This window comes from Sphingobium sp. PAMC28499, assembly GCF_004795815.1.
GTDB lineage: Bacteria > Pseudomonadota > Alphaproteobacteria > Sphingomonadales > Sphingomonadaceae > Sphingobium > Sphingobium yanoikuyae.
This window is the reverse complement of record NZ_CP039248.1, coordinates 600,680-625,908: the sequence shown is the minus strand read 5'-3', so window position 1 is coordinate 625,908 and position 25,229 is coordinate 600,680. Positions and strand designations below refer to the sequence as shown.

Sequence of the window (25,229 nt, the reverse complement as noted above, 5' to 3'; positions counted from 1 at the left end):
TTCCGCTTCCCTAGTGGTTGCGCGGCGATGCCGACATTCGTTACTGTCTGAACCGCGCCGCGTTTGCCGGAGGCTCCAACTTCTGAGTAAGTAGTGCCGAAATGAGCAAAACGACGAACAAGTTTGCACCTGAGGTTCGCGCACGGACGGTGCGCATGGTGCTGGATCATGCGGCAGATAACGCAGGCGGTCGGTAACACTGTCGTCGATCCCAGGCTTCTCGCCTATGCCGAAAAGCTGCAGTATGAAGGCTACCTCCGCCGGCAGGAAACCAATGACGCCGTCCGGGAACTGGCGAAAAATGGAACGTCCATCCGGCAGATTGTTCGGCAGACCGGCCATAGCCGGAAACTCGTTCGCGATGTTTTGCGCGGTCAACGAATGGACGTATTCCGCACCCGACCCATCTTTCTGGACAGTTGGCTGTCATGGCTGAACAACCGATGGGATAACGGCACCCGCGATGCCCTGGCGCTCTGGCGCGAGATGCGCGCGGAAGGTTTTGTCGGTCAGAGCGGCGTCGTCTCATAATAGGCCCAACGGCGGCGTCTCGCCGTAAGGTCCGATAAAACTGGCCTCGAACGCTCGCACTCGGCGCGAGTCCTTGCGCGCCTGATGACATCGGCGTGGGATAGACTCGCCAAATCCGAAGCGATTCTGGTGGCGGTTATCAAGGAGAACGTCCCTGAACTGGTAGCGGCGCGCAAGGCAATCGGCGACTTCCAATCTATGATCCGATCAAAGTGGGCAGCAAAGCTCGATGACTGGATTGAGATGGCGAAGGGCGGCCTCGTCGGATCATTCGTCAATGGCGTCGAAAAAGACCTTCCGACTGTCCGAAACGCAATCGTCTCACCTTGGTCAAACGGCTAGACCAAGAGACAGATCACGCGTCTTAAGCTAATCAAGCGACAAATGTATGGCCGCGCAAGCCTCGATCTGCTCCAGGCGCGATTAGTAAGTGTAACATGAAGGGGCGCATCAGCAAAAGTGAGTCGGTACCACTTCTCGGAGAAAACCCGGATCATTTCTCAACCGTGATCAACATCCAGCCTCCAGAAAGGCTGGCTCCCTATGAATCAGCGATTTCCCGACTTTGGAAATCCAAAAATCACAATTCTGCCAAATTAGTGCTGGTGTGCGCCCTTCCTTACTCTCCTATGCACTATCCGAGCCCTCGACAAAAATCGCATACTCTCGCTGCCCTCATCATAGGCACGCAGTATCGCTACTAATGATGCCGGCTCTTCCCACACTGGCCTGTAGTCCGCATAATCCACAGTGCTGAACGGAGCCGCAATTAATCAGCGGCTTCGGTGACTGAAACATCACGTCCATAGTTGTCCAGCCTTTTCCACGAATTGAAATCATGCTAATGATGTCGTTGGCGAATTCGAAAGTCTATGAATTTAGTGTGAATTTCACCGGTTAGGTCGCCCGACCGAGAGTTCTTCTGGCACCATTTTCCTTCGGTGAGGAAGGAAGCAAAAACCGCCGGAAACGGCGGTTTTTTTTGTGTCTATCGCAGGTCGAACCGCTGTCGATCCGCTGGCCAGCTCATCCCGCCCGAACAAAAACGCCGCCCGGTCCATGATGGACAGGACGGCGCCAATGTCTTCGCAGTGCGGCCAGCCTCAGCTGCCGTTCGGGCCGCCGCCCGGACCGGCACCACCGGCCGAGCCGGCACCCATGGCACCCACAGCGCCGATATTGCCGAAAATCTCGTCGAACAGGCTGCGATGGCGGCCCAGCGTCGGGGTCTTGTCGCCGGTCGGCGAGATGTGCGCGACCTGCTCCAGGCCCATGCGATCGACCGCGACGACGTTGCCGGCCGGATCGAACCGGACATGCAGGACGGTCTGCGACACCGGCTTGGGGTTGGAGAAGGCGAGCGAGCGCATGTCGCGCGACACATAATACCAGTCCTGTTCGCCGAACTGGGCGACGAAGCTGGGACGGCCCAGCGTGCCTTCGACCGAGGCACGATTGTCGATGCCGGGCTGGACGGAGTCCACCAGCAGCTTGTCGACCTGATAGCCCTGATGCGTGCGGATGCGGGTACAGCCCGATGCGCTGATCACGATCGCGCCGAGGCCCAGAGCCAGCAGGAAACGCCCGCGGCGGGACTGGCGGCTAAACTTGCGCATGGTCTTCTCCTGCGGGGACGGGCCCGCGAACCCAAGAAACAGAAAGCCGCCATTGCATCGGGCGGCCCAGCGATCAATATGGAAATGCGCAGGCCCCGGCAAGGGGCGCACGCGCCCGCGAAGCCCGCTGGCCCACATTCCATCACGAAAAGACGGCAACCCATGTCCCAATCCCGTCCTTCCTTCCTCCAGCGCCTGCTGGGCCGCGATGATCCCAAGGCGGGCCTGATGCCGCTTTATCATGCGGTGGTGGCCGAGGGACGGCAGCCACACTGGTATCTGCAGGGCGGTGTACCCGATGCGCTGGACGGCCGGTTCGACATGATCGTCGCGATATTGGCGCAGGTGCTGATGCGGCTGGAGGCGCTGGGCGCGGCGCAGGAGAGCGTGTGGCTGACCGAGCTGTTCGTCGACGACATGGACGGCCAGTTGCGCCAGGAAGGGATTGGCGATGTTGTCGTCGGCAAGCATATCGGCCGGATGATGAGCGCGCTGGGCGGGAGACTGGCGGCCTATCGTGCGGCCTTGACGGGGGAGGGCGATCTAGAGGATGCGCTGCGCCGAAACCTGTATCGCGGTGACGCCCCGTCGACGGACGCCCTGGCCCATGTCGAGGGCGCGCTGCGCGCGCGCTGGACAAGGCTGGCCTGCCTGACCCGCGACGCCTTGCTGGCTGGAGACCTTGGATGAGCGACATGATCGAATTTTCGCGCCCCGTGCGCGCCGACCAGCTGGGCAAGCTGGGTGACAGCCTGGTGACCATCAGCGCCGATGAGGGCGAGCGCGCCGCGCTGATGCGCCGTTTTGCGCTGCTGGCGCTCGACCGGCTGGAGGCGGATTATCGGCTGAGCGCGGAGGGCAGCACGATCCTGGCGCGCGGCCGGGTCCGCGCCGCCCTGGCCCAGCCCTGCGTCGCCACCGGCCTGCCGGTGCCCGAAACCATCGATACCGATTTCCTGCTGCGCTTCGTGCCCGAGAGTGGCGACCTGCCCGAGGGCGAGGAGCTGGAGCTGGACGCGGAGGATTGCGACACGATCGGCTATGACGGCAATGTCATCGACATGGGCGAAGCGGTGGCCGAGACGGTGGCGCTGGCGATGGAACCCTATCCGCGCGCGCCGGAGGCCGACAGCTATCTGCGCGAGGCCGGGGTGCTGACCGAGGATCAGGCCAGCCCCTTTGCCGCGCTGCTGGCCATGGCCAAGGATGAAAAGGGCAAGAAGAAGGGCTGACACGCCCGACTGTTTCCCTTTCGTTCCCATGGTGGCATAAGGCCGGCCATGGACGCCCCGCCGCCCGCGCTGCGCAAGATCATCCATATCGACATGGACGCCTTTTATGCGTCGGTCGAACAGCGCGACGATCCCAGCCTGCGCGGCAAGGCGATCGCCGTGGGTGGCGGCGGTCCACGCGGCGTCGTCGCCACCTGCAGCTATGAAGCGCGGAAATTCGGCGTGCGATCGGCGATGCCGGGTGCAAGAGCGCGGCGGCTGTGCCCCGATCTGCTGTTCGTGAAGCCGCGCTTCGAAGTCTATCGCAGCGTATCTGCCCAGATCCGCGCGATCTTCGCGCGCTTTACCGACATGATCCAGCCGCTCTCGCTCGACGAGGCCTATCTGGACGTGACGCAGAACAAGCCGGGCATCGCGTCGGCGACGCAGGTGGCGCGGGAAATCCGGCGGCTGATCCAGGAGGAAACGGGCCTCACCGCATCGGCGGGGGTGTCCTACAACAAGCTGATCGCCAAGCTGGCGTCGGACCAGAACAAGCCCGACGGGCTGTGCGTGGTGCGGCCGGCGGAAGGCGCCGACTTCATGGCGCGCATGCCGGTGCGGCGGATTCACGGCATCGGTCCGGTTACCGCCGAACGAATGCACAAATTGGGGATCGAGACCGGCGCCGACCTGCGCGATCGCGATCTGTCCTTCCTCCAGACCCATTTCGGCAGCAGCGCGCTCTTCTATTATCGTGCCGCGCGCGGTGAGGACGACCGCCCGGTGCATGAGCGGCAGGAGCGCAAGTCGGTCAGCGTCGAGGACACCTTCTTCGAGGACCTTGTCGCCGAGGAGGCCTTGCTGCGCGAGATCGAGCGGATAGCGGAAAGCCTGTGGGCCCGGATCGAGAAGGCGCAGGCCTATGGCCGGACCGTGGTGCTGAAGGTGAAGTTCGCCGATTTCCGCATCATCACCCGGTCGCGCAGCTTTGCCGCGCCGGTCCGGTCGGTCGAACAATTGGTGGACGCTGGTCGCGCGCTGCTGAAGGCGCAATTGCCGCTGCGCATGGGGGCCCGGCTGCTGGGCCTGGGCGTGCATAATCTGGAAGGCGAGGGAGAAGCGGGGGAGAGTGGCGACGCGGGCGCCCAACTCTCCCTGCTATGACCGTCAGAAGGGCAGCCAGGTCCGCTTTTCGCTGAACTTCATATAGCCGGCATTGACGCCGAGGCGATAACCGACGCCCAGGCGGATCGGGATCAGCACCACGCTGCCCCAGCGCAGATAGCTGGCGGTGAAGCCACCGACCAGATAGGCGGTGCCTTCGGCCGCCGGGAAACGGTGGTAGAGATCCTGGCTGTCATAGAGATTATAGACCAGGACGAAGGTGTTGGCGGCATTGCCGCCGACGTCGAAGCCGATCGACGGACCGGTCCAATAGACTTCGCGCTTGCCCTCGATCTTGTGGTTGAGCGTGCCCGAACCATAGCGCAGGCCGACCACGAAGGCGCCGGACGCCTCACGCCCGGAAATATAGGCATTGGGCTGGCCCTGATCCTTGAGGATCTTCTCGATGATGCCGGCCAGGCCCTCGGCGCCCTTGCCGAACACGCCTTCGGCCGCGCCGATCAGATCATCTTCCTGATAGGATTCGCCCGGCGCCATCGCGGCTGGCGGCGAATTGGAGGTGACCGGTGCGCCGGTGGCGGTCGCCCCGCCGGCAGCGGGGGCGGCATTATAGGTGCCGGAATCGGTCGAGGTGGCTGGCGGCGGCAGGCTGGAATCGACACCGGGATCGGTCGGCGTGCTGTTCTGGACCGGCGGCGGCGCAAGATCGGAATCGATCGCCGTGTTGGGATCGACCGTGCGAATCTGCGCGCTGGCGACCGGCGCCAGCAGAAGCCCGCCGAGCGCCGCCATCAGGGCACCCACCCGTGCGAAGCGGGCGCCCGTGCGCCCCATGCTGCCGATCATTACCCGATACTCCCCGAAGCCCGCTCTTGAAAACATCCGTCAGATTATCCGTCGCCAAGCTGAAACGACAATGAACGAACGCCCACCGGAGTCGATTCTAAGCCAGATTGAATCCGATTGTGCAAATCCGCATGAAAAATCGCACATTTGGACCGTTGCCATGGATCAAAGCCGTCGCTATAGCCCGTCGCCTAGCCACTGCCTCCCGGTTTCCGGTAGGCAAATTCGTGCGGAGACGTGGGTGAGTGGCTGAAACCAGCGGTTTGCTAAACCGTCGTAGCCTTAAGGGGCTACCGAGGGTTCGAATCCCTCCGTCTCCGCCACCTTTCCATTGATGATGATCCGGCCGCTCAGGCCGCAATATCGGCCTTTGACCGGCCGGTTGGCATGCGCGCATGCGCAAAGCGTCTGAAACGCCGCATTAACCGCACTTTTAAGCGCAATCGGACGCTCAGGACCGATGGACCTTGGCTTTCGTGCCAGCTATGCAATGCGCGCCAACAACAAAGGAAAGCCTATTCCATGAACAACAGCGACCTCGCCGACACCCTGGCTTCGGCCCACAACATCACCAAGGCCGATGCCCGCAAGCTGGTCGATGGCGTGTTTGCCGCGATCGCCGATGCTGCTGCCAAGGGCGAAGAAATCTCGCTCAACGGCTTCGGCAAGTTCAAGGTCAAGGAGTCGGCCGCCCGTGAAGGCCGCAATCCTTCGACCGGCGCGACCATCCAGATCGCTGCCTCCAAGAAGCTCGGCTTCACCCCCGCCAAGGCGGTCAAGGACAAGCTGAACGGCTGAGGAACTGGCCCGGTGCCCGCCTGATGGCGCGGCGCCGGGCTTATTCTGCCGGCGTCCTCCGGTCCCGCACGGACGGTTCGCCGCAATGCCCATTGATCCTTGGGCGAAAAACTAAAGGGTTACGCCGCGCTTCCAGATGCCGATGGCGCGTTCGTCATTCACCTCGTTCCGGGCCGGCGCCCCGCTGGCAATCGCGACGATATGCGCCAGCAGCGCATCGGCCGCGGCATCCATCCCTTCCTGCAGGACGCGTCCGGCGTCAAAATCGATCCAGCCCGGCTTGCGATCGGCCAGCGCGCTGTTCGACGCGATCTTGACCGTCGGTACCGGACTGCCAAGTGGCGTGCCGCGACCGGTCGAGAATAAGGTCAGGGTTGCGCCAGCCGCCGCCAGCGCCGTCGTCGACACGGCATCATTGCCGGGGCCTTCCAATATGGTGAGGCCGGTGCGGCTGATCCGGTCGCCATAATCGATGACGTCGGTCACGATGGCGATCCCGCCCTTCTGCACCGCGCCCAGCGATTTTTCCTCCAGCGTGGTGATGCCGCCGGCAATATTGCCGGGACTGGGATTTTCCGACACCGGCTCGCCATGGTCGAGGAAATAGCGTTTGAAGCGATTGACCACCTGCGTCAGCCGATCGAACACCGCCTCATTCTCGGCGCGCTGCATCAACAGCGTCTCCGCGCCGAAAATCTCCGGGATTTCGGTCAGGATCGCGCTGCCTTGCGCCTGGGCCACGGCATCGGCCATGCGACCGATCAGCGGATTGGCGGTGAGCCCGCTCATCGCATCGGAGCCACCGCATTTGACCCCCAGGCGTAACGCCGAAAGCGGCACATCCTGCCGCTGATCCGCGCTGGCGAGATCGATCAGTTCAGCAAGCGCCGTCATGCCGGCCTCGAACTCGTCGCTTTCGCTCTGTGCGCGGACGGTGCGCAGCCGGGCACGGCGATCAGGCGGAATGCGCGACAGCAGCGCATCAAGCTGGTTGGATTCGCAGCCCAGCCCGAGCAGCAATACGCCGCCGGCATTGGGATTGAGCGCCAGAGAGGCGAGGATCGCGGCCGTGCCGTCCAGATCGGCGCCGAGTTGCGAGCAGCCAAAGGGGTGATTGAAGGCATGGACGCCATCGATACGCCCCTCCGCCAGCGCCGCCCCCTTCATCGCCAGCCGCTCACCCAATCGGCCGACACAACCGACGGTCGGAAGAATCCAGATCTCGTTGCGGGTGCCGACACTGCCGTCGGCGCGGACATAGCCGCGGAAATGCGGAACGGGCCGGTCCGTCGGGGATAGCGGCTGCGGCTGCGCACCGGTGAAGCGATAGGCCAGTTCGCCCGAAAGCGCGGTGTGGAGATTATGGCTGTGGACATGCTCGCCAGCCAGGATCGCCTGCGTCGCCAAACCGATCGGCGCGCGATAGCGGCGGACCGGCGCCCCGGCCGCAATATCGTGGAGCGCAAACTTGTGCCCGGCCGGGACCGGATCGCGCAACGGCACATCGACCATGCCGACGCGCACGGTCTGCCCTGCCCCCAGCGGGTGCAGCGCAACGGCGACATCATCTTCGGGTGCGACCTGAAGGGCCAGCAGCGGGGCGGTTTCGGCAAGGATCGACATGGGTTTGGAATAGGGCATTGCCAGCGTTGGCACAAGGCGGTAACCGGCGGACAAGGAGATCGCCATGCATCCGCTTACCCTGTCGCCCGACCGCCTGTTTCCCGCCGATCCCACGACCCGTTCGATCGCCCGCGCGCTCTATGCCGAAGTCGCCAACCTGCCGATCATCAGCCCGCATGGCCATACCGACCCGGCCTGGTTCGCCACCAATGCCCCCTGGTCCAACGCGACCGAACTGCTGCTGGCGCCCGACCATTATCTGTTCCGCATGCTCTATTCGCAGGGCATCGCGCTGGACGATCTGGGCGTGCCGCATCGCGGCGGCCTGCCCGATACCGATCCGCGCGCAGCATGGCGCCTGTTCGCCAGCCATTATCATCTGTTCCGGGGCACCCCGTCGAGCATGTGGCTGGAGCATGTCTTTGCCGAAGTGTTCGGGCTGGACATGGCACTGGATGCGCAGAGCGCCGACCAGGTCTATGATGCGATCAATGCGGCGCTCACCACCGACGCCTTCCGTCCGCGCGCGCTGTTCGAGCGGTTCAATATCGAATTGCTGGCGACGACCGAAGGCGCGGACGACGATCTGCGCCATCATCAGGCGATCCGGGAATCCGGTTGGCAGGGGCGGGTGGTCACCACCTATCGTCCGGATTCGGTGATTGATCCCGAGCATGAGGAATTTCGCGACGCGCTGGTCCGCTTCGGCGACATGACCGGCGAGGATGTCGAAAGCTGGCAGGGCTATCTGGCCGCCCATGCCAAGCGGCGCGCCGATTTCCGCGCCATGGGCGCGACCGCGACCGACCATGGCTTTGCGACGCCGCGCACCGCCAATCTGTCGACGATGGAATGCGAGGCGCTGTTCGCGAAGATCGTCGGCGGCTCGGCCGATGCCGACGATGCCGAGCTGTTCCGCGCCCAGATGCTGACCGAAATGGCCAAGATGAGCCAGGCGGACGGCATGGTGATGCAGATCCATCCCGGTTCCTGCCGCAACCATAATGCCGCGCTGTTCCACAGCCATGGCCGCGACAAGGGCGCCGACATCCCGATGCGCACCGACTATGTCGGTGCCCTCAAGCCGATGCTGGACGTGGTCGGCAACGACGCCAACCTGACCATCATCCTCTTCACCCTGGACGAAACCACCTATGCCCGCGAACTGGCGCCGCTGGCCGGCCATTATCCCTGCCTGCGGCTGGGCCCGGCCTGGTGGTTCCATGACAGCCCGGAAGGGATGCGCCGCTTCCGCGAGATGACGACGGAGACCGCCGGCTTCTACAATACGGTCGGGTTCAACGACGACACCCGCGCCTTCCTGTCGATTCCGGCGCGGCATGATGTCGCCCGCCGCATCGACTGCGCCTTCCTGGCACGACTGGTCGCCGAACATCGGCTGGCCGACTGGGAAGCGGCCGAGCTGGCGCAGGAACTGACCGTGGGCCTGGTGCGCCGCGCCTATCGGCTCTGATCGGTCAGGCGGGGGCGGGACCGCTCGATTCCGCCTCCACCAGGCGCAGCGGCGGGGGCCGTTCGGCGGTCACGGCTTGCCCCTCGATCCGGTCGATCAGCTGCTGGGTCGCGATCCGCGCCATGTCGCCAAAGGGGCGCCAGATGGTGGTGAGCGCCGGCGATACGACATGCGACAGCAGGCTGCCGTCGAAGCCCACGACGGACAACGACTGCGGAACGGCAACGCCCCGGATTCCGGCGCATTTGAGGACGCCGGCAGCCATGACGTCATTGGCAGCGAAGATCGCCGTGGGCGCTGTCGGCAGCGACAGGAAGCGCTCGGCGGCGGCAAGCCCCGACTGGAAGCCATAATCCCCCTCCGCCTCATCCAGCAAAGTGACACCGGCGGCGGCCAGCGCCTCGACAAAGCCCGCCCGGCGCTCCTGCGCGGAAATGGCGTTGGCCGGGCCGCCGACCATCGCGATGCGGCGATGGCCAAGCTCCAGCAGATAGTGCGCCACCTGTGCAGCCGCCTCGCGCTCGGGCGACAGGATCACATCGGCATAGCCGGTGATCGGCAGGGCTGACAGGGCAACGGCGGGAATATGCTCGCGCGCCAGCGCTTCGGGCAGTCCGGCAATGCCCGATACCGGCGGCAGCACCACCAGACCGTCGGTGCGCGAGCGACGGACGAATTGCAGCACATCCTCGACCGATGCGGCGGCATCCATGGGCGTGGGATGGACCACCAGTTCATAGCCGCGCCGGCCCGCTTCGCCCACGATACCGCGCTGCACGGCGTCGAGCACCAGCGCGTTGCGATCATTATGGACCATGCCGATCAGGAAGGAGCGGCCCATGGCGAAGGCGCGGGCGCGCATGGAGGGACGGAAGTTGAGCGCCGCAATCGCCTTCTGGACGCGCTCGCGGGTTTCCGCATTGACCTTGGGCGACTGGTTGAGAACCCGTGATACCGTTCGGATCGAGACGCCCACGGCAGCGGCGACATCGGCAATGGTGGAATCGCTTCCCTGCGGGCTGTCCTTTGTTGATCGCATCTTTGCGGCTAGCCACAGGGGGAGGGAAATCGCAACCTGTTTGGGCTAAGGTCCTTTCAATGGATTCCCTGCTCCCCATCGGCACCGGCGCATGATCAACCCACGTTTCGGTACATTTCGCGGTCTGGTGCGCCTGGCCCTGTCCTATCCGCAGCTCGCGCTGGGGCAATCGGCCACGCTGCGCCCCGACCCGGCCGAGGTCCGTCGGCTGGTCTTCGTCTGCCAGGGCAATATCTGTCGCAGCGCCTTTGCCGATGTGGTGGCCCGCAAGGCCGGCGCCCGCACGGCCTCCTTCGGCCTGTCGACCACCACCGGACGACCGGCCCATGATCCGGCAATCGCGGCGGCGCAGGCCCTGGGCCATGACCTGTCCGCCCACAAGGCGCTCGACAGGACGGATTATCAGCCACAGCCGGGCGACCTGCTGCTGGCGATGGAAGTGCGGCAACTGCATCGGCTGGCTGCCGATCCGCGCCTGTCGCACCTGCCACGTCAGTTGCTCGGTACATGGACGCAACCGATGATGCCGCATCTGCACGATCCCTATGGCCTGGACGATCGCTACATGGCGCATTGCCTGCAGCGGATCGAGCAGGCGGTGACGGCGCTGGTCAGGACTTATCCCGGCGCAACGCCTTCCTGACGATCTGCCCCAGATCGCGCAGCAGCGGCCGGGGATCGCTGAAGCTGAAGACATAATAGCGCATGCGCGGGTCTAGGAAGCCCAGCAGATAGGTGGCAAGGTCGCGCCATGGGCTGGCCCGGAAGAAGGGATCGGCGATCTTTCCCCCCATCAGCAATCGCAGCAGGCGCTTGGTTTCCGGCACCATGTAGCGGGCGCGCAGGGTATCACGGGGCAGGGGCGCCGCATCCGTTTCACCCAGCACCGCCCGGCGATAGGCTTCCCAGGCGAAATGGGCATGGCAATGGCCGGCCAGCGGCAGGCTGCCCCAGAAACGGCCGTTCACCTCCATCAGCCAATAATGACCGCTGGCTGCATCATAGCGATATTCGACCATGGCCGGCCCCTGCCAGCCGAGCGCCCGCAGCAATTGTTCGGACAATGCCATCTGTTGCCCGTGGCGGTCGCGCGGTTCGGCACGGCACAGGGTCGATACGCCCCCTTCGGGCGGCCATTCGTGCAGCCGGCGATGCTGGAAATGCAGGGTCGCATCGCCATCGGCCATGAACAGCATCTGCCCCAAACCAACACCGCCGCAATATTGCTGGATCATCGGCCAGATACCGACCGGACGATAGCGGGCAAGCAGCGCCTGCAACGCATCCGGCGTCCGCACATATTCCGCCTTGATCCATTCCAGCCCGGCCCGCTCAAGCAACGGCATCACCGCCGGCGGATTGGCCCATTTGGCGACCAGCGGATAGGGCATGGATGCGGCATGGGCCTGGAAATCGTCACCCGCCATCGGCTGCCAGGTTCGCGGTATCAACAGGCCCTGCGCCGATGCGACCGCCAGGGTGCGGCGCTTGTCGATCACCTGGTTGAGCGCTTCGGCGCGCGGGACCAATATATGGCAATCGCCGATCATCGGCGGCAGCAGCGCCAGATCGAGCAGATCGGTCTCCGAAATGGCGAAGACGGCGCAGGCGCCGGTCCGGGCGATCAGGTCGGGCAGCCAATCGGCCGCCGGACCTGACGGCCGATCGGTGCTGTCCGTGCAATAGCGCGATGCCGCCGCGATCCCGCTTGCCGGCCCGACGCCATGGACCGGCACGCCATGGCGGCCGAGTTCCCGGACGATGGTCAGGCTGATCGCATTTTCCAGGCCGATGACGATCGCGCAGGGCAGGCGGCTCACGCAGGCACCAGCCGATGTTCGTAGCGCCAGGTCGCCCAGGCCTGTTGCGCGATGCGCAGGCCGGTGCGCAGCCGGTTGGGCGGCACGCGGGTCAGCATGCGCGCGGGGGCATCGGCGAGCGCGGGCGACAGATCATGGAAGCCGGCAGGACGCATGCCCGGCGTCGCGGCGGCAGTCCGGCACAATTGCTCGAACCGGCGCATCACCGTGCGGTTCGGACGCATCCGATCGCGCGAGAGCATTTCGAAACTATGGGTGACGATGACGAAGGCATCATGACCTTCCTGCGCGGCGTGGCGCATGCCGGCGCGCATTTCGGCGGCCGACATGGCGCAGATCTGCGCCGGGCGAAAATGGCCGGGGCGATCGGCGATCCCCGACACGGGCAGTTCGACCAGCCCCTGGGCGCGAACCGCGCCGATCTGGCCGGCGTCCATGCTGATGCCGCATCCCTGGCCAAGATAGGCCGGATTGACGCTGCTGTCCCAGCCGATGCCGATCGCCGCCAGCGCCCGCAGCGTATCGTCATTGGCGCCGAAATTGCCGGCCCGGAACGCGCTGATCCGCGGGGCGCCCGCCTGTTCCAGCAGGTCGCGACCCAGGCCGAGCAGGGTGATCTGGTCGGCCAGGCTGAAATCGCCGATATTGCGGCCCTGTCGCCCTTCGATCGGCGAATCTTTGACCCAGGCCAGCCATTCGCTGTGCAGATGGAGCTGCACTTCATGCCCGCGCCCGACGATGGCCGCGACGATGGGCTGGAGAAAGGTGGGGCCGTGGATCAGCGCCGGCAGGGGATCGAGGAAGAAAACGCCCTTGAGGCCATGGCGGTCCATCAGGTCCATCTGCCAGCCGATGCCGAAAGCACCGGCTGCCGTCTCACCCCAGATCGATTGGCGCAGATTCTGCTCAAGACCGACGCCGCGCTGGTGCAACGCGGCGGACAATTCGGTGTCGATGGTGATGAGCAGCGCAGTCATGATCAGTCCGATCCGGAATGGGGACGATGATAGACGGCAGACGTTAAGGAGCCGTGATGTTTCTGACCCATGTATGGATCATTACGGCCTTTTAACGAGCTTTACCCCTTTTTTCTTGCCCTCTTGCCCGATCAGACGGTGTCGCGCCGCCCGTTCCTCATGCGAGCAGCGAAAATTCGCCATAATTGCCTTGGAAGAACAGCAATGGCCGGTCGGGCCGTTCCACTTCCAGTGCGACCACTTCACCCAGCACGATATAATGATCGCCGGCCTCATGCACGGCATGCAGGCTGCAATCGATCCAGGCGACGACATTGTCGATGATGGGCGATCCATTGTCGGATACGCGGTGCGACACGCCGGCGAACTTGTCAGGGCCAGGTGCCGCCAGCTGGCGGCAGAGCGGCTGCTGATCGCTGGCGAGGACATTGACGCAGAAGCGGCCGATCTGCTGGATGCGCGGCCAGCTGCCCGAGCTTTTGGCCGGGAAGAAGGCGACCAGCGGCGGATCGAGCGACACCGAGGTGAAGGAGCCGACCACCATGCCGACCGGGGCGCCATCCTCGGCGGACGCGGTAACGACGCACACGCCGGTCGGATAATGGCCCAGGACGCGGCGGAAGGTGGCACTGTCGATCATGGTTACGCTGTTCATGCCATGGTCTTCCAGCAGACGATGGCGCAAGGCAAGCGAAACCGGTCAGAAACCAACCGGTCGTAGCGGATAGGGGCGGGGCTGGTGCCCCGCCACGATCATCAGAGTGCGATGCCGCCCGCGGCCAGCACGGCCAGCGTCAGCAGTTCGGACGCGTTGGACGACATGGTCGCAATCTGCACCGACTTTTCCATGCCGACCAGCACCGGACCGATCATCGACGTGCCGCCCAGTTCGCGCAGCAGCTTGGCCGAGATGTTGGCCGACTGCAGCCCCGGCATGACCAGCACATTGGCTGGGCCGGACAGGCGGCTGAACGGATAATTCTTCATCACGGTCGGATTGAGCGCCGCATCCGGTGTCATTTCGCCTTCATATTCGAAATCGACGTCGCGCTGGTCGAGCAGCTTCACCGCATCGCGCACATTGTCGAGGAAGGCGCCGGGGGGATTGCCGAAATTGGAATAGGACAGGAAGGCCACGCGCGGGTCATGGCCCATGCGCCGCGCGACCGCGACCGTGCCCTCGGCAATGTCGGCCAGTTCGGACGCGGAAGGCCGTTCATGGACGGTGGTGTCGGCCAGGAAGACGGTCTTGTCCTTGGTCACCATGACATGGATGCCGAAGGGGGTACGGCCCGCAGCCGGATCCATCACCCGCTTCACCTCGCGCAGGGTCTGGCCATAGGGCCGGGTGACGCCGGAAATCATCGCATCGGCCACGCCCATCTTCACCAGCAGCGATCCGAAGATGTTGCGGTCGCGATTGACCATCCGCTCGCAGTCGCGACGCAGATAGCCGCGCCGCTGCAACCGGGCATAGAGAAGGTCGACCATCTCGGGCACCAGCGGCGAATTGACGCTGTTGTGCAGTTCGAAGCTGTCGGGATCCTGGACGCCCAGTTCCTTGAGCTTGTCGCGCACATGATCGCGGCCGACCAGCACGGGGATGCCATAGCCCAGCTCGCGGAACTGGATCGCGGCGCGCAGCACCACTTCCTCTTCCGCCTCGGCAAAGACGACCCGCTTGGGGTTGGCCTTGGCGAGTTCATAGGCGCTGGTGAGAACCGAGGTGGTCGGGTTGAGCCGCGCCTTCAGGGAATCGCGATAGGCGGCCATGTCGGCGATCGGCTTCTGTGCGACGCCGGTATCCATCGCCGCCTGGGCGACGGCGGCCGGCACCACTTCCATCAGACGCGGATCGAACGGCGCGGGGATGATATAGTCGGGGCCGAAGCTGTGCGAACGGCCATAGGCCTTGGCCACTTCCTCAGGCACCTGTTCGCGCGCCAGGTCGGCAATCGCCTTGGCGGCGGCCAGCTTCATCGCCTCATTGATGCCGGTCGCCCGCACGTCGAGCGCACCGCGGAAGATGAAGGGGAAGCCCAGGACATTGTTGACCTGGTTGGGGAAGTCCGAGCGGCCGGTGGCGACGATCGCGTCGGGACGGACTGCGTGCGCGTCGGGCGGCAGGATTTCCGGGTCGGGATTGGCCATGGCGAAGATGATCGGATTGGCCGCCATCGACTTCACCATATCCTGCGACATGGCGCCGGCGACCGAAAGGCCCAGGAACACGTCGGCGCCCTTGACCGCTTCAGTGAGGGTCCGCGCGTCGGTCTTGACCGCATGGGCCGACTTCCACTGGTTCATGCCCTCGGTGCGGCCCTGATAGATGACGCCCTTGCTGTCGCACATGATGACGTTTTCATTGGGGACGCCCAGCGCCTTGATCAGCTCGGTGCAGGAAATGGAAGCGGCACCCGCGCCGTTCACCACCACCTTCATGTCCTTCATGTCGCGACCGGTCAGCAGCGCGGCATTGATGACGCCCGCCGCCGCGATGATCGCGGTGCCATGCTGGTCGTCATGGAAGACCGGAATGTTCATCCGTTCCTTGAGCGTCGTCTCGATAACGAAGCATTCGGGCGCCTTGATGTCTTCCAAATTGATGCCGCCGAAGCTCGGCTCCATCAGTTCGACCGCGTCGATGAAGCGATCGACATCCTCGGTCTTCAGCTCGATGTCGATGGAATCGACATCGGCGAAGCGCTTGAAGAGGACGGCCTTGCCCTCCATCACCGGCTTCGACGCCAGCGCGCCGAGATTGCCGAGGCCCAGGATCGCCGTGCCGTTGGAGATGACCGCGACCAGATTGCCCTTGGCGGTATAATCATAGGCGGTCGCCGGATCTTCAGCGATCGCGCGCACCGGCACCGCGACGCCGGGCGAATAAGCGAGCGAGAGATCGCGCTGCGTCGCCATCGGCTTCGACGCGATGATCTCGATCTTGCCGGGGCGGCCGGTCGCGTGGAAGAACAGCGCCTCGCGCTCGGAAAATTCCACATTTGACTTTTCGGTCATCGCGATACCCACATAATGGAACAATAGCGCCGCCCTAGCGGCAAGATTATCTTGTGGGCAAGTGCGAGAAGCGCAATTTTCCTGCCCTTTGGCGAAGCTCTGGTTTCAGCGGAGCGATCAGGCTATCCGCTTGCCCCATGGCCAATTCGACCTCCACCACCACCCAGCCTACCCCCATGATGGCACAATATTTCACCCTCAAGGCAGAGGCGCAGGATTGCCTGCTCTTCTACCGCATGGGCGATTTCTTCGAACTCTTCTTCGATGACGCCAAGATGGCGGCCGCGACGCTCGACATTGCGCTCACCAGCCGTGGCGAACATGCCGGGCAGCCGATCCCGATGTGCGGCGTGCCGGTGCATAGCGCCGAATCCTACCTGGCCCGACTGATCAAGGGCGGCCATCGCGTCGCCATCGCCGAACAGACCGAGACGCCGGCCGAGGCCAAGGCACGGGGCGGCAAGGCGCTCGTGGCACGCGCCATCGTCCGCTATGTCACCGCCGGCACGCTGACCGAGGAAACCCTGCTCGACAGCCGGCGCGACAATATGCTGGTGGCGCTCGCCCAGACCGGTGGGGAAGGCGAGCTGGGCCTGGCCGCCGCCGACATCTCGACCGGCCGGTTCGAGACGATGACGGTGCGGGCGGGCGACTTGCCCGCCGAACTCGCCCGGTTGCGGCCGAGCGAAGTGGTGATTGCCGAAGGTTCGACGCTGGAGGTCGCCAACAGCCATCCGTTCGACAAGGCGGCCTTTTCCAGCGCCCGTGCCGAAGACGCGCTCAAGCGCCTGTTCGCGGTCGCGACGCTGGATGGCTTTGGCCAGTTCAGCCGCGCCGAACTGGCAGCGATGGGCGGGCTGATTTCCTATCTCGACCATGCGGGGAAGGGCACGCTGCCCTTCCTGGCGCCGCCGCTCCGCAAGACCAGCGGCGCCCATGTCGCCATCGACGCGGCGACGCGCGAGAGCCTGGAAATCGTCGCAACCACCGGCGGCACCCGCGCGGGCAGCCTGCTGGGCGCGGTCGACCGGACCGTCACCGGGGCCGGCGCCCGGCTGCTGGCACAGGATCTGTCGGCGCCGCTGATGGATGCGCCGCTGATCGACGCGCGGCTGGGCCTGGTGCAGTTGTTCCATGATGACGCGACGCTGCGCAGTCAGTTGCGGGCAGCACTGCGCGCGCTGCCCGACATCGGCCGCGCGCTCGGCCGTGTCGCCGTCGGCCGGGGCAGCCCGCGTGACCTCGGCCAATTGCGCGACGGCCTGGGCGAAGCGCGCTTGCTGCGCGAGCGCTTGGGGCGGCTGGCCGATCAGCCACTGCTGCTGACGCAATTGCTGCCGGCGCTCGACGGGCATGGCGCGCTGGTCGATGCGCTGGCGCGCGCATTGGTACCGAGCCCGCCGACCGAGACCAATAATGGCGGCTATATCGCCGACGGCTTCGACCCGGCGCTGGACGAACTGCGCCGCCTGGCGGGCGATGGTCGCCGCGCGATTGCCGCACTGGAGGCGCAATATCGCGAGCAGACCGGGATCAGCGCGCTCAAGATCCGCCATAATGGCGTGCTGGGCTATCATGTCGAGGTGCCGGCCCGCGCCGCCGACCAGCTGATGCAGCCCGAAAGCGGTTTCACCCATCGCCAGACGCTGGCCGGGGTCGTGCGCTTCAACTCGATCGACCTGCACGAACAGGCCGGACGGGTGGCGCAGGCCGGCGCCCATGCGCTTGTGGCCGAGGCCGCCCATCTCGAAACGCTGATCGAGGCGGTGCTGGACCGCAAGGCCGACATCGCCCGTGCCGCCGATGCGCTGGCGCGGCTCGACGTCGCTGCTGCGCTAGCCGAACGGGCGGCCGAAGGCGGCTGGCAACGGCCCCATTTCGTGGTCGAGGACGGGGTTGGCCCCTGCCTCGACATTGTCGGCGGGCGCCATCCGGTGGTCGAGGATGCGCTACGCGCGCAGGGCCAGCCTTTTGTCGCCAATGATTGCCGGCTGGTCGCGACCGACCGGCTATGGCTGGTCACCGGCCCGAACATGGGCGGTAAGTCGACCTTCCTGCGGCAGAATGCGCTGATCGTCATCCTGGCCCAGGCGGGCGCCTTCGTACCGGCGGAATCGGCGACGCTGACCCTGGTCGACCGCCTGTTCAGCCGCGTCGGCGCCTCCGACAATCTGGCGCGCGGCCGGTCGACCTTCATGGTCGAGATGGTCGAGACCGCGGCGATCCTGGCGCAGGCGACCGAGCATAGCTTCGTCATCCTGGACGAGGTCGGGCGCGGCACATCCACCTATGACGGGCTGGCGCTCGCCTGGGCAGTGGTTGAGGCGGTGCATGAGGTCAATCGCTGCCGCTGCCTGTTCGCCACCCATTATCATGAACTGACCCGCCTGTCCGAAACGCTCGATGCGCTGTCGCTGCACCATGTGCGGGCGCGCGAATGGAAGGGCGACCTGGTGCTGCTGCACGAACTGGCCGAAGGGCCGGCTGATCGCAGCTATGGCCTGGCGGTGGCGCGGCTGGCCGGCTTGCCGCCCCTGGTGCTCAAGCGCGCCAAGGATGTGCTGGGCCGTCTGGAGGCAGGCAAGGCGAAGACCGGTGGCATTGCCGCGGGACTGGACGACCTGCCGCTGTTCGCCAGCGTCGCGACGCAGATCGAAGAGGTGGTCGATCCGCTGCGCGACGCACTGGATGGCATCGATGCCGACGCCCTGTCCCCGCGTGAGGCACTCGATCACATATATCGTTTGAAACAACTGGCCGCCGCCAGTCACCACGAGTAGACGAGAGCCATGGTCATGCAGTTCCCCAGCTTGGGGTCGCGCCGCGCGATCATTGACCGGCGCGCGATTTCCGACAGCATCAACGCCCTGGCGCAGGAGCACCGGGGCGATCCGATCAAGCTGCGCGGGCTGATCGTCAAGGAACTCAAGGCCGCTCTGGAACATGGCCGCGAGGATGTCGCGCGCCGGCTGGAGGCGAAACCGACGCGCGGGCGCGAGGCGGTGACGGCCTTTGCCTTCCTGATCGACCAGATCTTGCGGCTGCTCTACGACGCGACCACCCATCATCTTTATCCCGCCGGCAACCGCAGCACGGGCGAGCGGATCGTGCTGATCGCCGTCGGCGGCTATGGCCGGGGCGAGATGGCGCCGCACAGCGATGTCGACATCGGCTTCATCACTCCCTGGAAGCCGACCGGCTGGACCGAGCAGATCATCGAATCCATGCTCTATTCGCTGTGGGATCTGGGGCTGAAGGTCGGCCATAGCAGCCGTTCAATCGACGAGACGATGCGGATGGCCAAGGCCGATCTCACCGTGCGCACCGCCCTGCTGGAAGCACGCTATGTGTGGGGCGACCGGGCGCTTTACGAGGAAGTGGCGGTCCGCTTCGACAGCGAGATCATGCAGGGCACCGCCCGCACCTTCGTCACCGAGAAGCTGGAGGAACGCGACGAGCGCCACCGCCGCATGGGCGACAGCCGCTATGTCGTCGAGCCCAATGTCAAGGAAGGCAAGGGCGGCCTGCGCGACCTGCACACGCTGTTCTGGATCGGCAAATATGTGAACCGGGTGAAATCGGTCGCCGAACTGGTCGATGTCGGCCTGTTGACGCAGAGCGAACTGCGCCAGTTCCAGAAGGCCGAGGATTTCCTGTGGGCGGTGCGGTGCCATCTGCACATGATCACGGGGCGGGCCGAAGACAGGCTGACCTTCGACCTGCAGCTCGAAACCGCGACGCGGATGCATTTCACCGCGCGGGCCGGACGATCCGGGGTCGAGCGCTTCATGCGCTATTATTTCCTCAATGCAAAGGCGGTCGGCGACCTGACCGCGGTGTTCCTGGCGCATCTGGACGACCAGCTGGCCGAGCGCGGACGCCGCTATATTCCGTCAATTTTCCGCCGACCCAAGAAGCTGGACGGTTTCGTGCTGGATCGCGGGCGGCTGGCGCTACCGAGCGATGATTTCTTCCAGGCCGATCCGGTCCGCCTGGTCGAGATTTTCGCCGTGGCCGACAGGCATGGGCTGCAGATTCATCCGAGCGCGATGCGCGCGGCCAGCCGCGACGCTGGCCTGATCACCGCCAAGGTGCGCAAGGACGCGCGCGCCAATGCCGCCTTCATGGATGTGCTGACCAGCCCGCGCGACCCGGAAACGGTGCTGCGCTGGATGAACGAGTCCACCGTGTTCGGCCGGTTCATCCCCGATTTCCGTCGCGTCGTGGCGCAGATGCAGTTCGACATGTACCATCATTATACTGTGGACGAGCATACCATCCGCGCCGTCGGCCTGCTGGCCCGGATCGAGAAAGGCGAACTGGCGACCGATCATCCGCTGGCGACCGAGCTGATGGGCAAGATATTGTCGCGCCGGGTGCTCTATGTCGCGGTGCTGCTGCATGACATCGCCAAGGGGCGCGGCGGCGACCACAGCATATTGGGTGCGGAAGTGGCGGAGCATCTCTGCCCGCGCCTGGGCCTGACCGCCGCCGAGACCGAGACCGTCGCCTGGCTGGTGCGTTATCACCTGCTGATGTCGGCCACCGCCTTCAAGCGCGACCTGGCCGACTACAAGACGATCCTCGATTTCGTGGAGGTGGTGCAGAGCCCCGAGCGACTGCGCCTGCTGCTATGCCTGACCGTGGTCGATATCCGCGCGGTGGGGCCGGGCGTCTGGAACAGCTGGAAGCGGCAGTTGCTGGGCGACCTCTATGATGCGGCCGAGGAAGTGCTGCGCCTGGGCCACAAGCAGAAGGGCCGCAGCGAGCGGGTTGCCGCCAAGCAGGAGGCGCTGCGCCAGGCGCTGGGCATGGATGAGGCGACCTTCGCCGCCTTCAGCGGCCGCATGCCCGAAAGCTACTGGATCGCCGAACCGGACGATATCCTGGTCCATAATGCGCGGCATATATTGGAAGCGGGCGACTCCTCGCTGTCGATCGCCGCGCAATATTATCCACAACGTGGTGCCACGCTGGTCACCGTCTATGCGACCGACCATCCGGGCCTGTTCTACCGCATCGCCGGCGCCATCCATCTGGCCGGCGGCAACATCATCGACGCGCGCATCCATACGACGCGCGATGGCGTCGCGATCGACAATTTCCTGGTGCAGGATCCGCTGGGCGGCGCCTTCCACAGTCCCGAGCAGCTGGCGCGGATCAAGGCAGCGATCGAGGACTCCCTGTCGAACCGCCACCGCATGATTACCAAGCTGGAAGCGCGCCCGCTGCCCCGCACCCGCGCCGAAGCCTTCCGCATCGAGCCCAATGTGCTGATCGACAACAAGGCGTCGAACCGCTTCACCGTGATCGAGGTGAATGCCCGCGATCGGCCAGCGCTGCTGTTCAGCCTGGCCAACGCGCTGTTCCAGTCGAAAGTGACGGTCCACAGCGCCCATGTCGCCACCTATGGCGAGCGCGCGGTCGACACCTTCTATGTCACCGACCTCTTGGGCGGGAAGATCGAGAGCAAGGCCCGGTTGCAGACGCTGGAGCGGCGGCTGCTGGAGGCGGCCGGCGGCGAAGTGGGCGAGGCACTGGAGCGCGCCTGATCGCTACTCAGGCGCCTAAATTCTCAGGCAATGGTCATGACGTCGCCGGGCGACAGCAAAGGTAACAGGCGCAACATGTCGTCGCGATCGACCGCGACGCAGCCGGCGGTCGGGCGCCCTTCGGACAGATGGAAGAAGATGGCGCTGCCCATGCCCGGCACCGGCGGCGCATCATTATGGCCCAGGATGACGATCACGTCATAAGCGTCGTCGCTGCGCTGCAGGCTTTCGGTCGAGAAGGGCCGGGGCAGGCGCACGGGACGGTTATAGGCGGGATCGGCCGGATCGTCCGACCATCCATCCCCCGCCTGGGTCCAGCGCCAGGGCAGGGCGATACGGGCGGCAGAAACCTTGCCGGGGCGCAGCAGCACCGCCCGGATCGGCCAATTGCCCAAGGGGGTGCAGCCATCGCCTTCGCGCTTGTCGGCCGCCAGGCAGGCGCCGCTGCGACCGATGGTGCAGGCCATGTCGAGATCGCCGAAGCGCAGTCGCCCGGCGGCGACATCGACATGGATGACGCTCATAGCTGGTGGCCGGTCCGGTCGCGCTTGGTGGCGAGATAGCGTTCATTATGCGGGTTGGCGGGCAGGATGATCGGCAACCGCTCGACCACTTCGATCCCGGCCGCCTGCAACCCGGCAACCTTCTGCGGATTGTTGGTGAGCAAGCGCACGCCGCCTATGCCGAGCAGGTCGAGCATCCGCGCCGCGACCGAGAAATCGCGCGCGTCGATCGCGAAGCCAAGCCGCACATTGGCGTCGACCGTGTCGAAGCCCTGATCCTGCAGCGCATAGGCGCGCAGCTTGTTGACGAGACCGATGCCGCGCCCTTCCTGCCGCAGATAGAGCAGCACGCCCCATTGTGCGTCGGCGATCTGGTGCAGCGCCTGATGCAGCTGCGGGCCGCAATCGCATTTCAGGCTGCCGAACACATCGCCGGTCAGGCATTCGCTGTGGATACGGATGACCGGGGGCGATGCGTCACGCTTGCCGACCACCAGCGCGACATGCTCGCGCGGCTCGTCGGGGCTGCGGAAGGCGATGATCTCCGCGCTCTCGCTCGCCGATACCGGCAGGCGGGCACGGGTGGCGATGGCGAGGTGAATGGCATCGTCATAATCGCCGACATCATCGGCGCTGACTTCCGCCTCGACCGGGCCGTCGCCTTCGGTAAGGAAATAGGCGGGCAGGATACCGGCCAGCCGGGCCAGGCGCAGCGCCGCCTTGGCCGCCTTGGGCGCCGGCAAGGCCCGCGCGCGGAACGGCCCCTTGAGCGGCGAGGCGAGGTCCAGCACCGGATCGGAAATCGAGGTCGCGACATCCGCGTCGATCCACGGCGCCCGTTCGATCAGCACTGGTAGGTCCGGATCGGCCGCCGCCAGCTGGTTGGCGAGCTTCAGCGTCTCGGCGCGGGCGGCAGAAATCAGGATATCGGCCTGCCCCTGCGGATCGAAATCGGCCAGCGTCACCGCATCCGCGCCCTCGATCGCCATCAGCCGGATGGCTCCATCGGGCGCGGTCAGGCGGATCGCCCAGCCGCGACGCAGCGCATCGATGGCGCGGGCAGCATCCCGCCCGTTCATCAGAAGGCGAACTCGGTGATGATCGGGATATGGTCGGACGGCTTTTCCCAGCTGCGCGCGGGTTCGACGACACGGTGGGCGACCGCCTTGTCGGCGACATCCTTGGTCATCCACATATGGTCGAGGCGACGGCCACGATCCGATGCCGCCCAATCCTTCGCGCGATAGCTCCACCAGGTGTAGAGACGCGCCGGGGCAGGGTGGAAATGGCGACCGATATCGACCCAATCGTTCGACGCCTGCAACCGGCCCAGCAATTCGCATTCCTGAGGCGTATGGCTGACCACATCGAGCAGCTGCTTGTGGCTCCAGACGTCGCATTCCAGCGGCGCGATGTTGAAGTCGCCGGTAAGGATCGTCGGCTTGTTGTCGAGCGCGCCGGACCACTCGATCATCCGCTCGATAAAGTCGAGCTTTTGGCCGAATTTCGGATTGACCGTGCGGTCGGCGACATCGCCGCCGGCGGGGACATAGACATTCTCGATCCGCACGCCATTGTCGAGGCGGATGCCGACATGGCGGGCTTCGCCATTGGCCTGCCAGTCGAACCGGTCATCCTCGTGGATCGGCACCTTGCTCATGATCGCAACGCCATGATGCATGCGCTGGCCGTTCAGCACCTGATGGACATAGCCCAGCCGCCTGAACATGTCGGTGGGGAAAATCTCGTTCACTACCTTGGTTTCCTGCAGGCAGAGAATGTCGGGCGCTTCTTCGGTCAGGAAGCGTTCGACGATGTCGATCCGGGCGCGGACGCTGTTGATGTTCCAGGATGCAATCGAAAGGGTATCGGCCATGAAAAGCACCTAGGGTGCCGCGCGCCCGCGCGCAAGCGCCGGACAAAGTAAGACCCCCGCTCCGGGGGCGTGGAACGGGGGTCTCGATCGCGCCCTTGAAGCGCTTTGCGACGGGAGCGGTGTGCCGGGTAACAGGGGGGAAATCCCGGTCTGCGTCTCTCGCCGTGATCTCTATCTAGGCGATCCGATATGAGCGGCAGATGAACGATGGCAGAAAGTTTTCAGCCCATCGTTCCTGTGGCCCGCCCTAGCCGTTCGGACGGCCGCGCGGACGCGGATCGGTCCAGCGGAAGGCGGAATCGGCGACCGGCACGCCATATTGCTGGTTCGACAGGCGCACCGCCGTGCGATTATTCTGTGCGTCGAGCGCGACCCAGCCATACAGCTCCAGCCCGGCCGGCGACGCGGGCTTGCGCTTGAAGATCATGGTGATGGTGCCGAACTCGGGCCGCTTGGGATCCTTTGCCTGCACGCTCAGCACGGTCGGGTCGCCGGTGGGCACGACGGTGCCGAATTTCGACAGATCCTTGGTCGGGTCGATCAGAGCGGCCAGCGGCGAATTGCCGATCGGCCAGCGCTGCACCTGGCGCACTTCATAGTCGATCAGGGTCAGCGCCTTGCCATCGCCCACGATCAGCAACGGCACGCCCTTTTCATATTGGAAGCGAATCTTGCCCGGCTGCTTCAGGGTCAGCTTGCCGGTCAGCACCTGACCATTGCGGTCGGTCTGGCTGAAATCGGCGGTCAGGGTGGTGACGGCGCGGATATAGGCGTTGACCTGATTGAGGTCGGACGGTGCCGCCTGCTGGGCAAGGGCATAGCCCGCCGGCACCGCAACCAGCGCGGTGGCGAGGGACAGGGCGACAGGCGCGAGGATGCGCTTCATGCAATCATCTCCGGGTTGTTCGGAAAAGGGGGCATAGGGAGTGGGGCTTGAACCCGCTGTGAACCTTGCTGTTCCATCGAAGGGAAGGATCGATCGGAAAGACCAGACGGGGGAGAGCGGCCGTGAAATGGCTGGCTCGATCCCCCGTGCTCCCGCCTCGCCATGCCGGTCTTACCGGCGGCACCGCTCCAATTATGTTTATCGGCGCGGCAGCAGCGACGCCTGCCTAGACCGATTCGCGGACAAAAAAAAGGCTGATCCGAAGATCAGCCTGAAAAGTTTTTAGGAGAGGATGCCTGAAAGGCCTGTTCCTAATGTCCCAAAGCCCCTG

At 65.0% G+C, this 25,229-nt stretch carries 22 protein-coding genes and 1 tRNA gene; 11 read left to right on the top strand and 12 right to left on the bottom strand.

The genetic code is table 11. The features are described from left to right. Window positions 1-168: 168 nt before the first annotated feature. Entirely contained in the window at window positions 169-531 is a 363-nt protein-coding gene (locus E5554_RS03025) for a hypothetical protein (RefSeq protein WP_136185940.1), read from the top strand. Between the two features lie 84 nt (window positions 532-615). Beyond that, complete coding sequence (locus tag E5554_RS23165; RefSeq protein ID WP_210729795.1) at window positions 616-873, top strand: transposase; 258 nt, start codon at window positions 616-618, stop codon at window positions 871-873. 761 nt (window positions 874-1,634) lie between these two features. On the opposite strand, the gene bamE is transcribed toward E5554_RS23165, so the two are convergent. Next, a complete protein-coding gene (bamE, locus tag E5554_RS03015; RefSeq protein WP_004209273.1) occupies window positions 1,635-2,147 on the bottom strand; it encodes an outer membrane protein assembly factor BamE in 513 nt (170 codons plus the stop codon). 162 nt (window positions 2,148-2,309) lie between these two features. On the opposite strand from bamE, the gene E5554_RS03010 reads away from it, so the two are divergent. From E5554_RS03010 to dinB, 3 genes are read left to right on the top strand one after another with little or no spacing between them, the layout of a single operon-like run. After that, on the top strand, window positions 2,310-2,837 hold the full coding sequence (locus E5554_RS03010) for a ubiquinol-cytochrome C chaperone family protein (RefSeq protein WP_136185939.1): 528 nt from the start codon (window positions 2,310-2,312) through the stop codon (window positions 2,835-2,837). After that, a complete protein-coding gene (locus E5554_RS03005) occupies window positions 2,834-3,379 on the top strand; it encodes a DUF177 domain-containing protein (RefSeq protein WP_004209271.1) in 546 nt (181 codons plus the stop codon). Before E5554_RS03010 ends, E5554_RS03005 begins: the two co-directional genes overlap by 4 nt. A 48-nt stretch (window positions 3,380-3,427) precedes the next feature. Then, window positions 3,428-4,525 (top strand): DNA polymerase IV, encoded by a 1,098-nt coding sequence (dinB, locus tag E5554_RS03000; protein ID WP_136185938.1) that lies wholly within the window; start codon window positions 3,428-3,430, stop codon window positions 4,523-4,525. A 3-nt stretch (window positions 4,526-4,528) separates the two neighbouring features. On the opposite strand, the gene E5554_RS02995 is transcribed toward dinB, so the two are convergent. Further along, window positions 4,529-5,332 (bottom strand): DUF1134 domain-containing protein, encoded by an 804-nt coding sequence (locus tag E5554_RS02995; protein ID WP_010335812.1) that lies wholly within the window; start codon window positions 5,330-5,332, stop codon window positions 4,529-4,531. Window positions 5,333-5,563: 231 nt separating this feature from the next. Between E5554_RS02995 and E5554_RS02990 the strand changes: the two genes are divergently transcribed. Continuing rightward, window positions 5,564-5,655 (top strand) — tRNA-Ser (locus tag E5554_RS02990). 199 nt (window positions 5,656-5,854) lie between these two features. Continuing rightward, a complete protein-coding gene (locus E5554_RS02985) occupies window positions 5,855-6,130 on the top strand; it encodes an HU family DNA-binding protein (protein ID WP_004209236.1) in 276 nt (91 codons plus the stop codon). 111 nt (window positions 6,131-6,241) lie between these two features. On the opposite strand, the gene E5554_RS02980 is transcribed toward E5554_RS02985, so the two are convergent. Beyond that, complete coding sequence (locus E5554_RS02980) at window positions 6,242-7,771, bottom strand: altronate dehydratase family protein (RefSeq protein ID WP_136188236.1); 1,530 nt, start codon at window positions 7,769-7,771, stop codon at window positions 6,242-6,244. A 46-nt stretch (window positions 7,772-7,817) separates the two neighbouring features. On the opposite strand from E5554_RS02980, the gene uxaC reads away from it, so the two are divergent. Further along, on the top strand, window positions 7,818-9,227 hold the full coding sequence (gene uxaC / locus E5554_RS02975) for a glucuronate isomerase (protein ID WP_136185937.1): 1,410 nt from the start codon (window positions 7,818-7,820) through the stop codon (window positions 9,225-9,227). 4 nt (window positions 9,228-9,231) lie between these two features. On the opposite strand, the gene E5554_RS02970 is transcribed toward uxaC, so the two are convergent. Beyond that, window positions 9,232-10,266: a LacI family DNA-binding transcriptional regulator gene (locus E5554_RS02970; RefSeq protein ID WP_136185936.1), complete on the bottom strand. Its 1,035-nt coding sequence runs from the start codon at window positions 10,264-10,266 to the stop codon at window positions 9,232-9,234. A 91-nt stretch (window positions 10,267-10,357) separates the two neighbouring features. Here E5554_RS02970 and E5554_RS02965 point away from each other — a divergent pair, with 91 nt between their 5' ends. Continuing rightward, a complete protein-coding gene (locus E5554_RS02965) occupies window positions 10,358-10,909 on the top strand; it encodes a phosphotyrosine protein phosphatase (RefSeq protein WP_136185935.1) in 552 nt (183 codons plus the stop codon). On the opposite strand, the gene E5554_RS02960 is transcribed toward E5554_RS02965, so the two are convergent. The 4 genes from E5554_RS02960 to E5554_RS02945 all read right to left on the bottom strand — a co-directional run bounded on the left by E5554_RS02960 (window position 10,878) and on the right by E5554_RS02945 (window position 16,081). Then, on the bottom strand, window positions 10,878-12,086 hold the full coding sequence (locus E5554_RS02960; protein WP_136185934.1) for a carboxylate--amine ligase: 1,209 nt from the start codon (window positions 12,084-12,086) through the stop codon (window positions 10,878-10,880). The two genes, E5554_RS02965 and E5554_RS02960, sit on opposite strands and share 32 nt — an antisense overlap. Then, window positions 12,083-13,063, bottom strand: a complete 981-nt coding sequence (locus E5554_RS02955) for a hypothetical protein (RefSeq protein ID WP_136185933.1) — start codon at window positions 13,061-13,063, stop codon at window positions 12,083-12,085. The genes E5554_RS02960 and E5554_RS02955 overlap by 4 nt, the downstream gene beginning before the upstream one ends. A 157-nt stretch (window positions 13,064-13,220) precedes the next feature. After that, window positions 13,221-13,718: a flavin reductase family protein gene (locus tag E5554_RS02950; protein ID WP_136185932.1), complete on the bottom strand. Its 498-nt coding sequence runs from the start codon at window positions 13,716-13,718 to the stop codon at window positions 13,221-13,223. A 101-nt stretch (window positions 13,719-13,819) separates the two neighbouring features. Then, window positions 13,820-16,081, bottom strand: a complete 2,262-nt coding sequence (locus E5554_RS02945) for an NADP-dependent malic enzyme (protein WP_037509024.1) — start codon at window positions 16,079-16,081, stop codon at window positions 13,820-13,822. 137 nt (window positions 16,082-16,218) lie between these two features. On the opposite strand from E5554_RS02945, the gene mutS reads away from it, so the two are divergent. Together mutS and E5554_RS02935 are read left to right on the top strand one after the other, a co-directional pair. Then, window positions 16,219-18,861 (top strand): DNA mismatch repair protein MutS, encoded by a 2,643-nt coding sequence (mutS, locus tag E5554_RS02940; RefSeq protein ID WP_136185931.1) that lies wholly within the window; start codon window positions 16,219-16,221, stop codon window positions 18,859-18,861. Window positions 18,862-18,870: 9 nt separating this feature from the next. Continuing rightward, window positions 18,871-21,633: a [protein-PII] uridylyltransferase gene (locus E5554_RS02935; RefSeq protein ID WP_037490690.1), complete on the top strand. Its 2,763-nt coding sequence runs from the start codon at window positions 18,871-18,873 to the stop codon at window positions 21,631-21,633. A gap of 23 nt (window positions 21,634-21,656) precedes the next feature. Here the strand turns inward: E5554_RS02935 and E5554_RS02930 are convergent, their stop codons facing one another. From E5554_RS02930 to E5554_RS02915, 4 genes are all read right to left on the bottom strand, one after another. After that, a complete protein-coding gene (locus tag E5554_RS02930; protein WP_136185930.1) occupies window positions 21,657-22,157 on the bottom strand; it encodes a L,D-transpeptidase family protein in 501 nt (166 codons plus the stop codon). After that, the gene (gene ribA / locus E5554_RS02925; protein WP_136185929.1) at window positions 22,154-23,215 is read right to left on the bottom strand and encodes a GTP cyclohydrolase II; all 1,062 of its coding nucleotides are present in this window, start codon (window positions 23,213-23,215) and stop codon (window positions 22,154-22,156) included. Before ribA ends, E5554_RS02930 begins: the two co-directional genes overlap by 4 nt. Then, window positions 23,215-24,012: an exodeoxyribonuclease III gene (xth, locus tag E5554_RS02920; protein ID WP_136185928.1), complete on the bottom strand. Its 798-nt coding sequence runs from the start codon at window positions 24,010-24,012 to the stop codon at window positions 23,215-23,217. The genes ribA and xth overlap by 1 nt, the downstream gene beginning before the upstream one ends. 247 nt (window positions 24,013-24,259) lie before the next feature. Further along, window positions 24,260-24,898: an outer membrane lipoprotein carrier protein LolA gene (locus tag E5554_RS02915; RefSeq protein WP_004209221.1), complete on the bottom strand. Its 639-nt coding sequence runs from the start codon at window positions 24,896-24,898 to the stop codon at window positions 24,260-24,262. Between the last annotated feature and the right edge of the window lie 331 nt (window positions 24,899-25,229).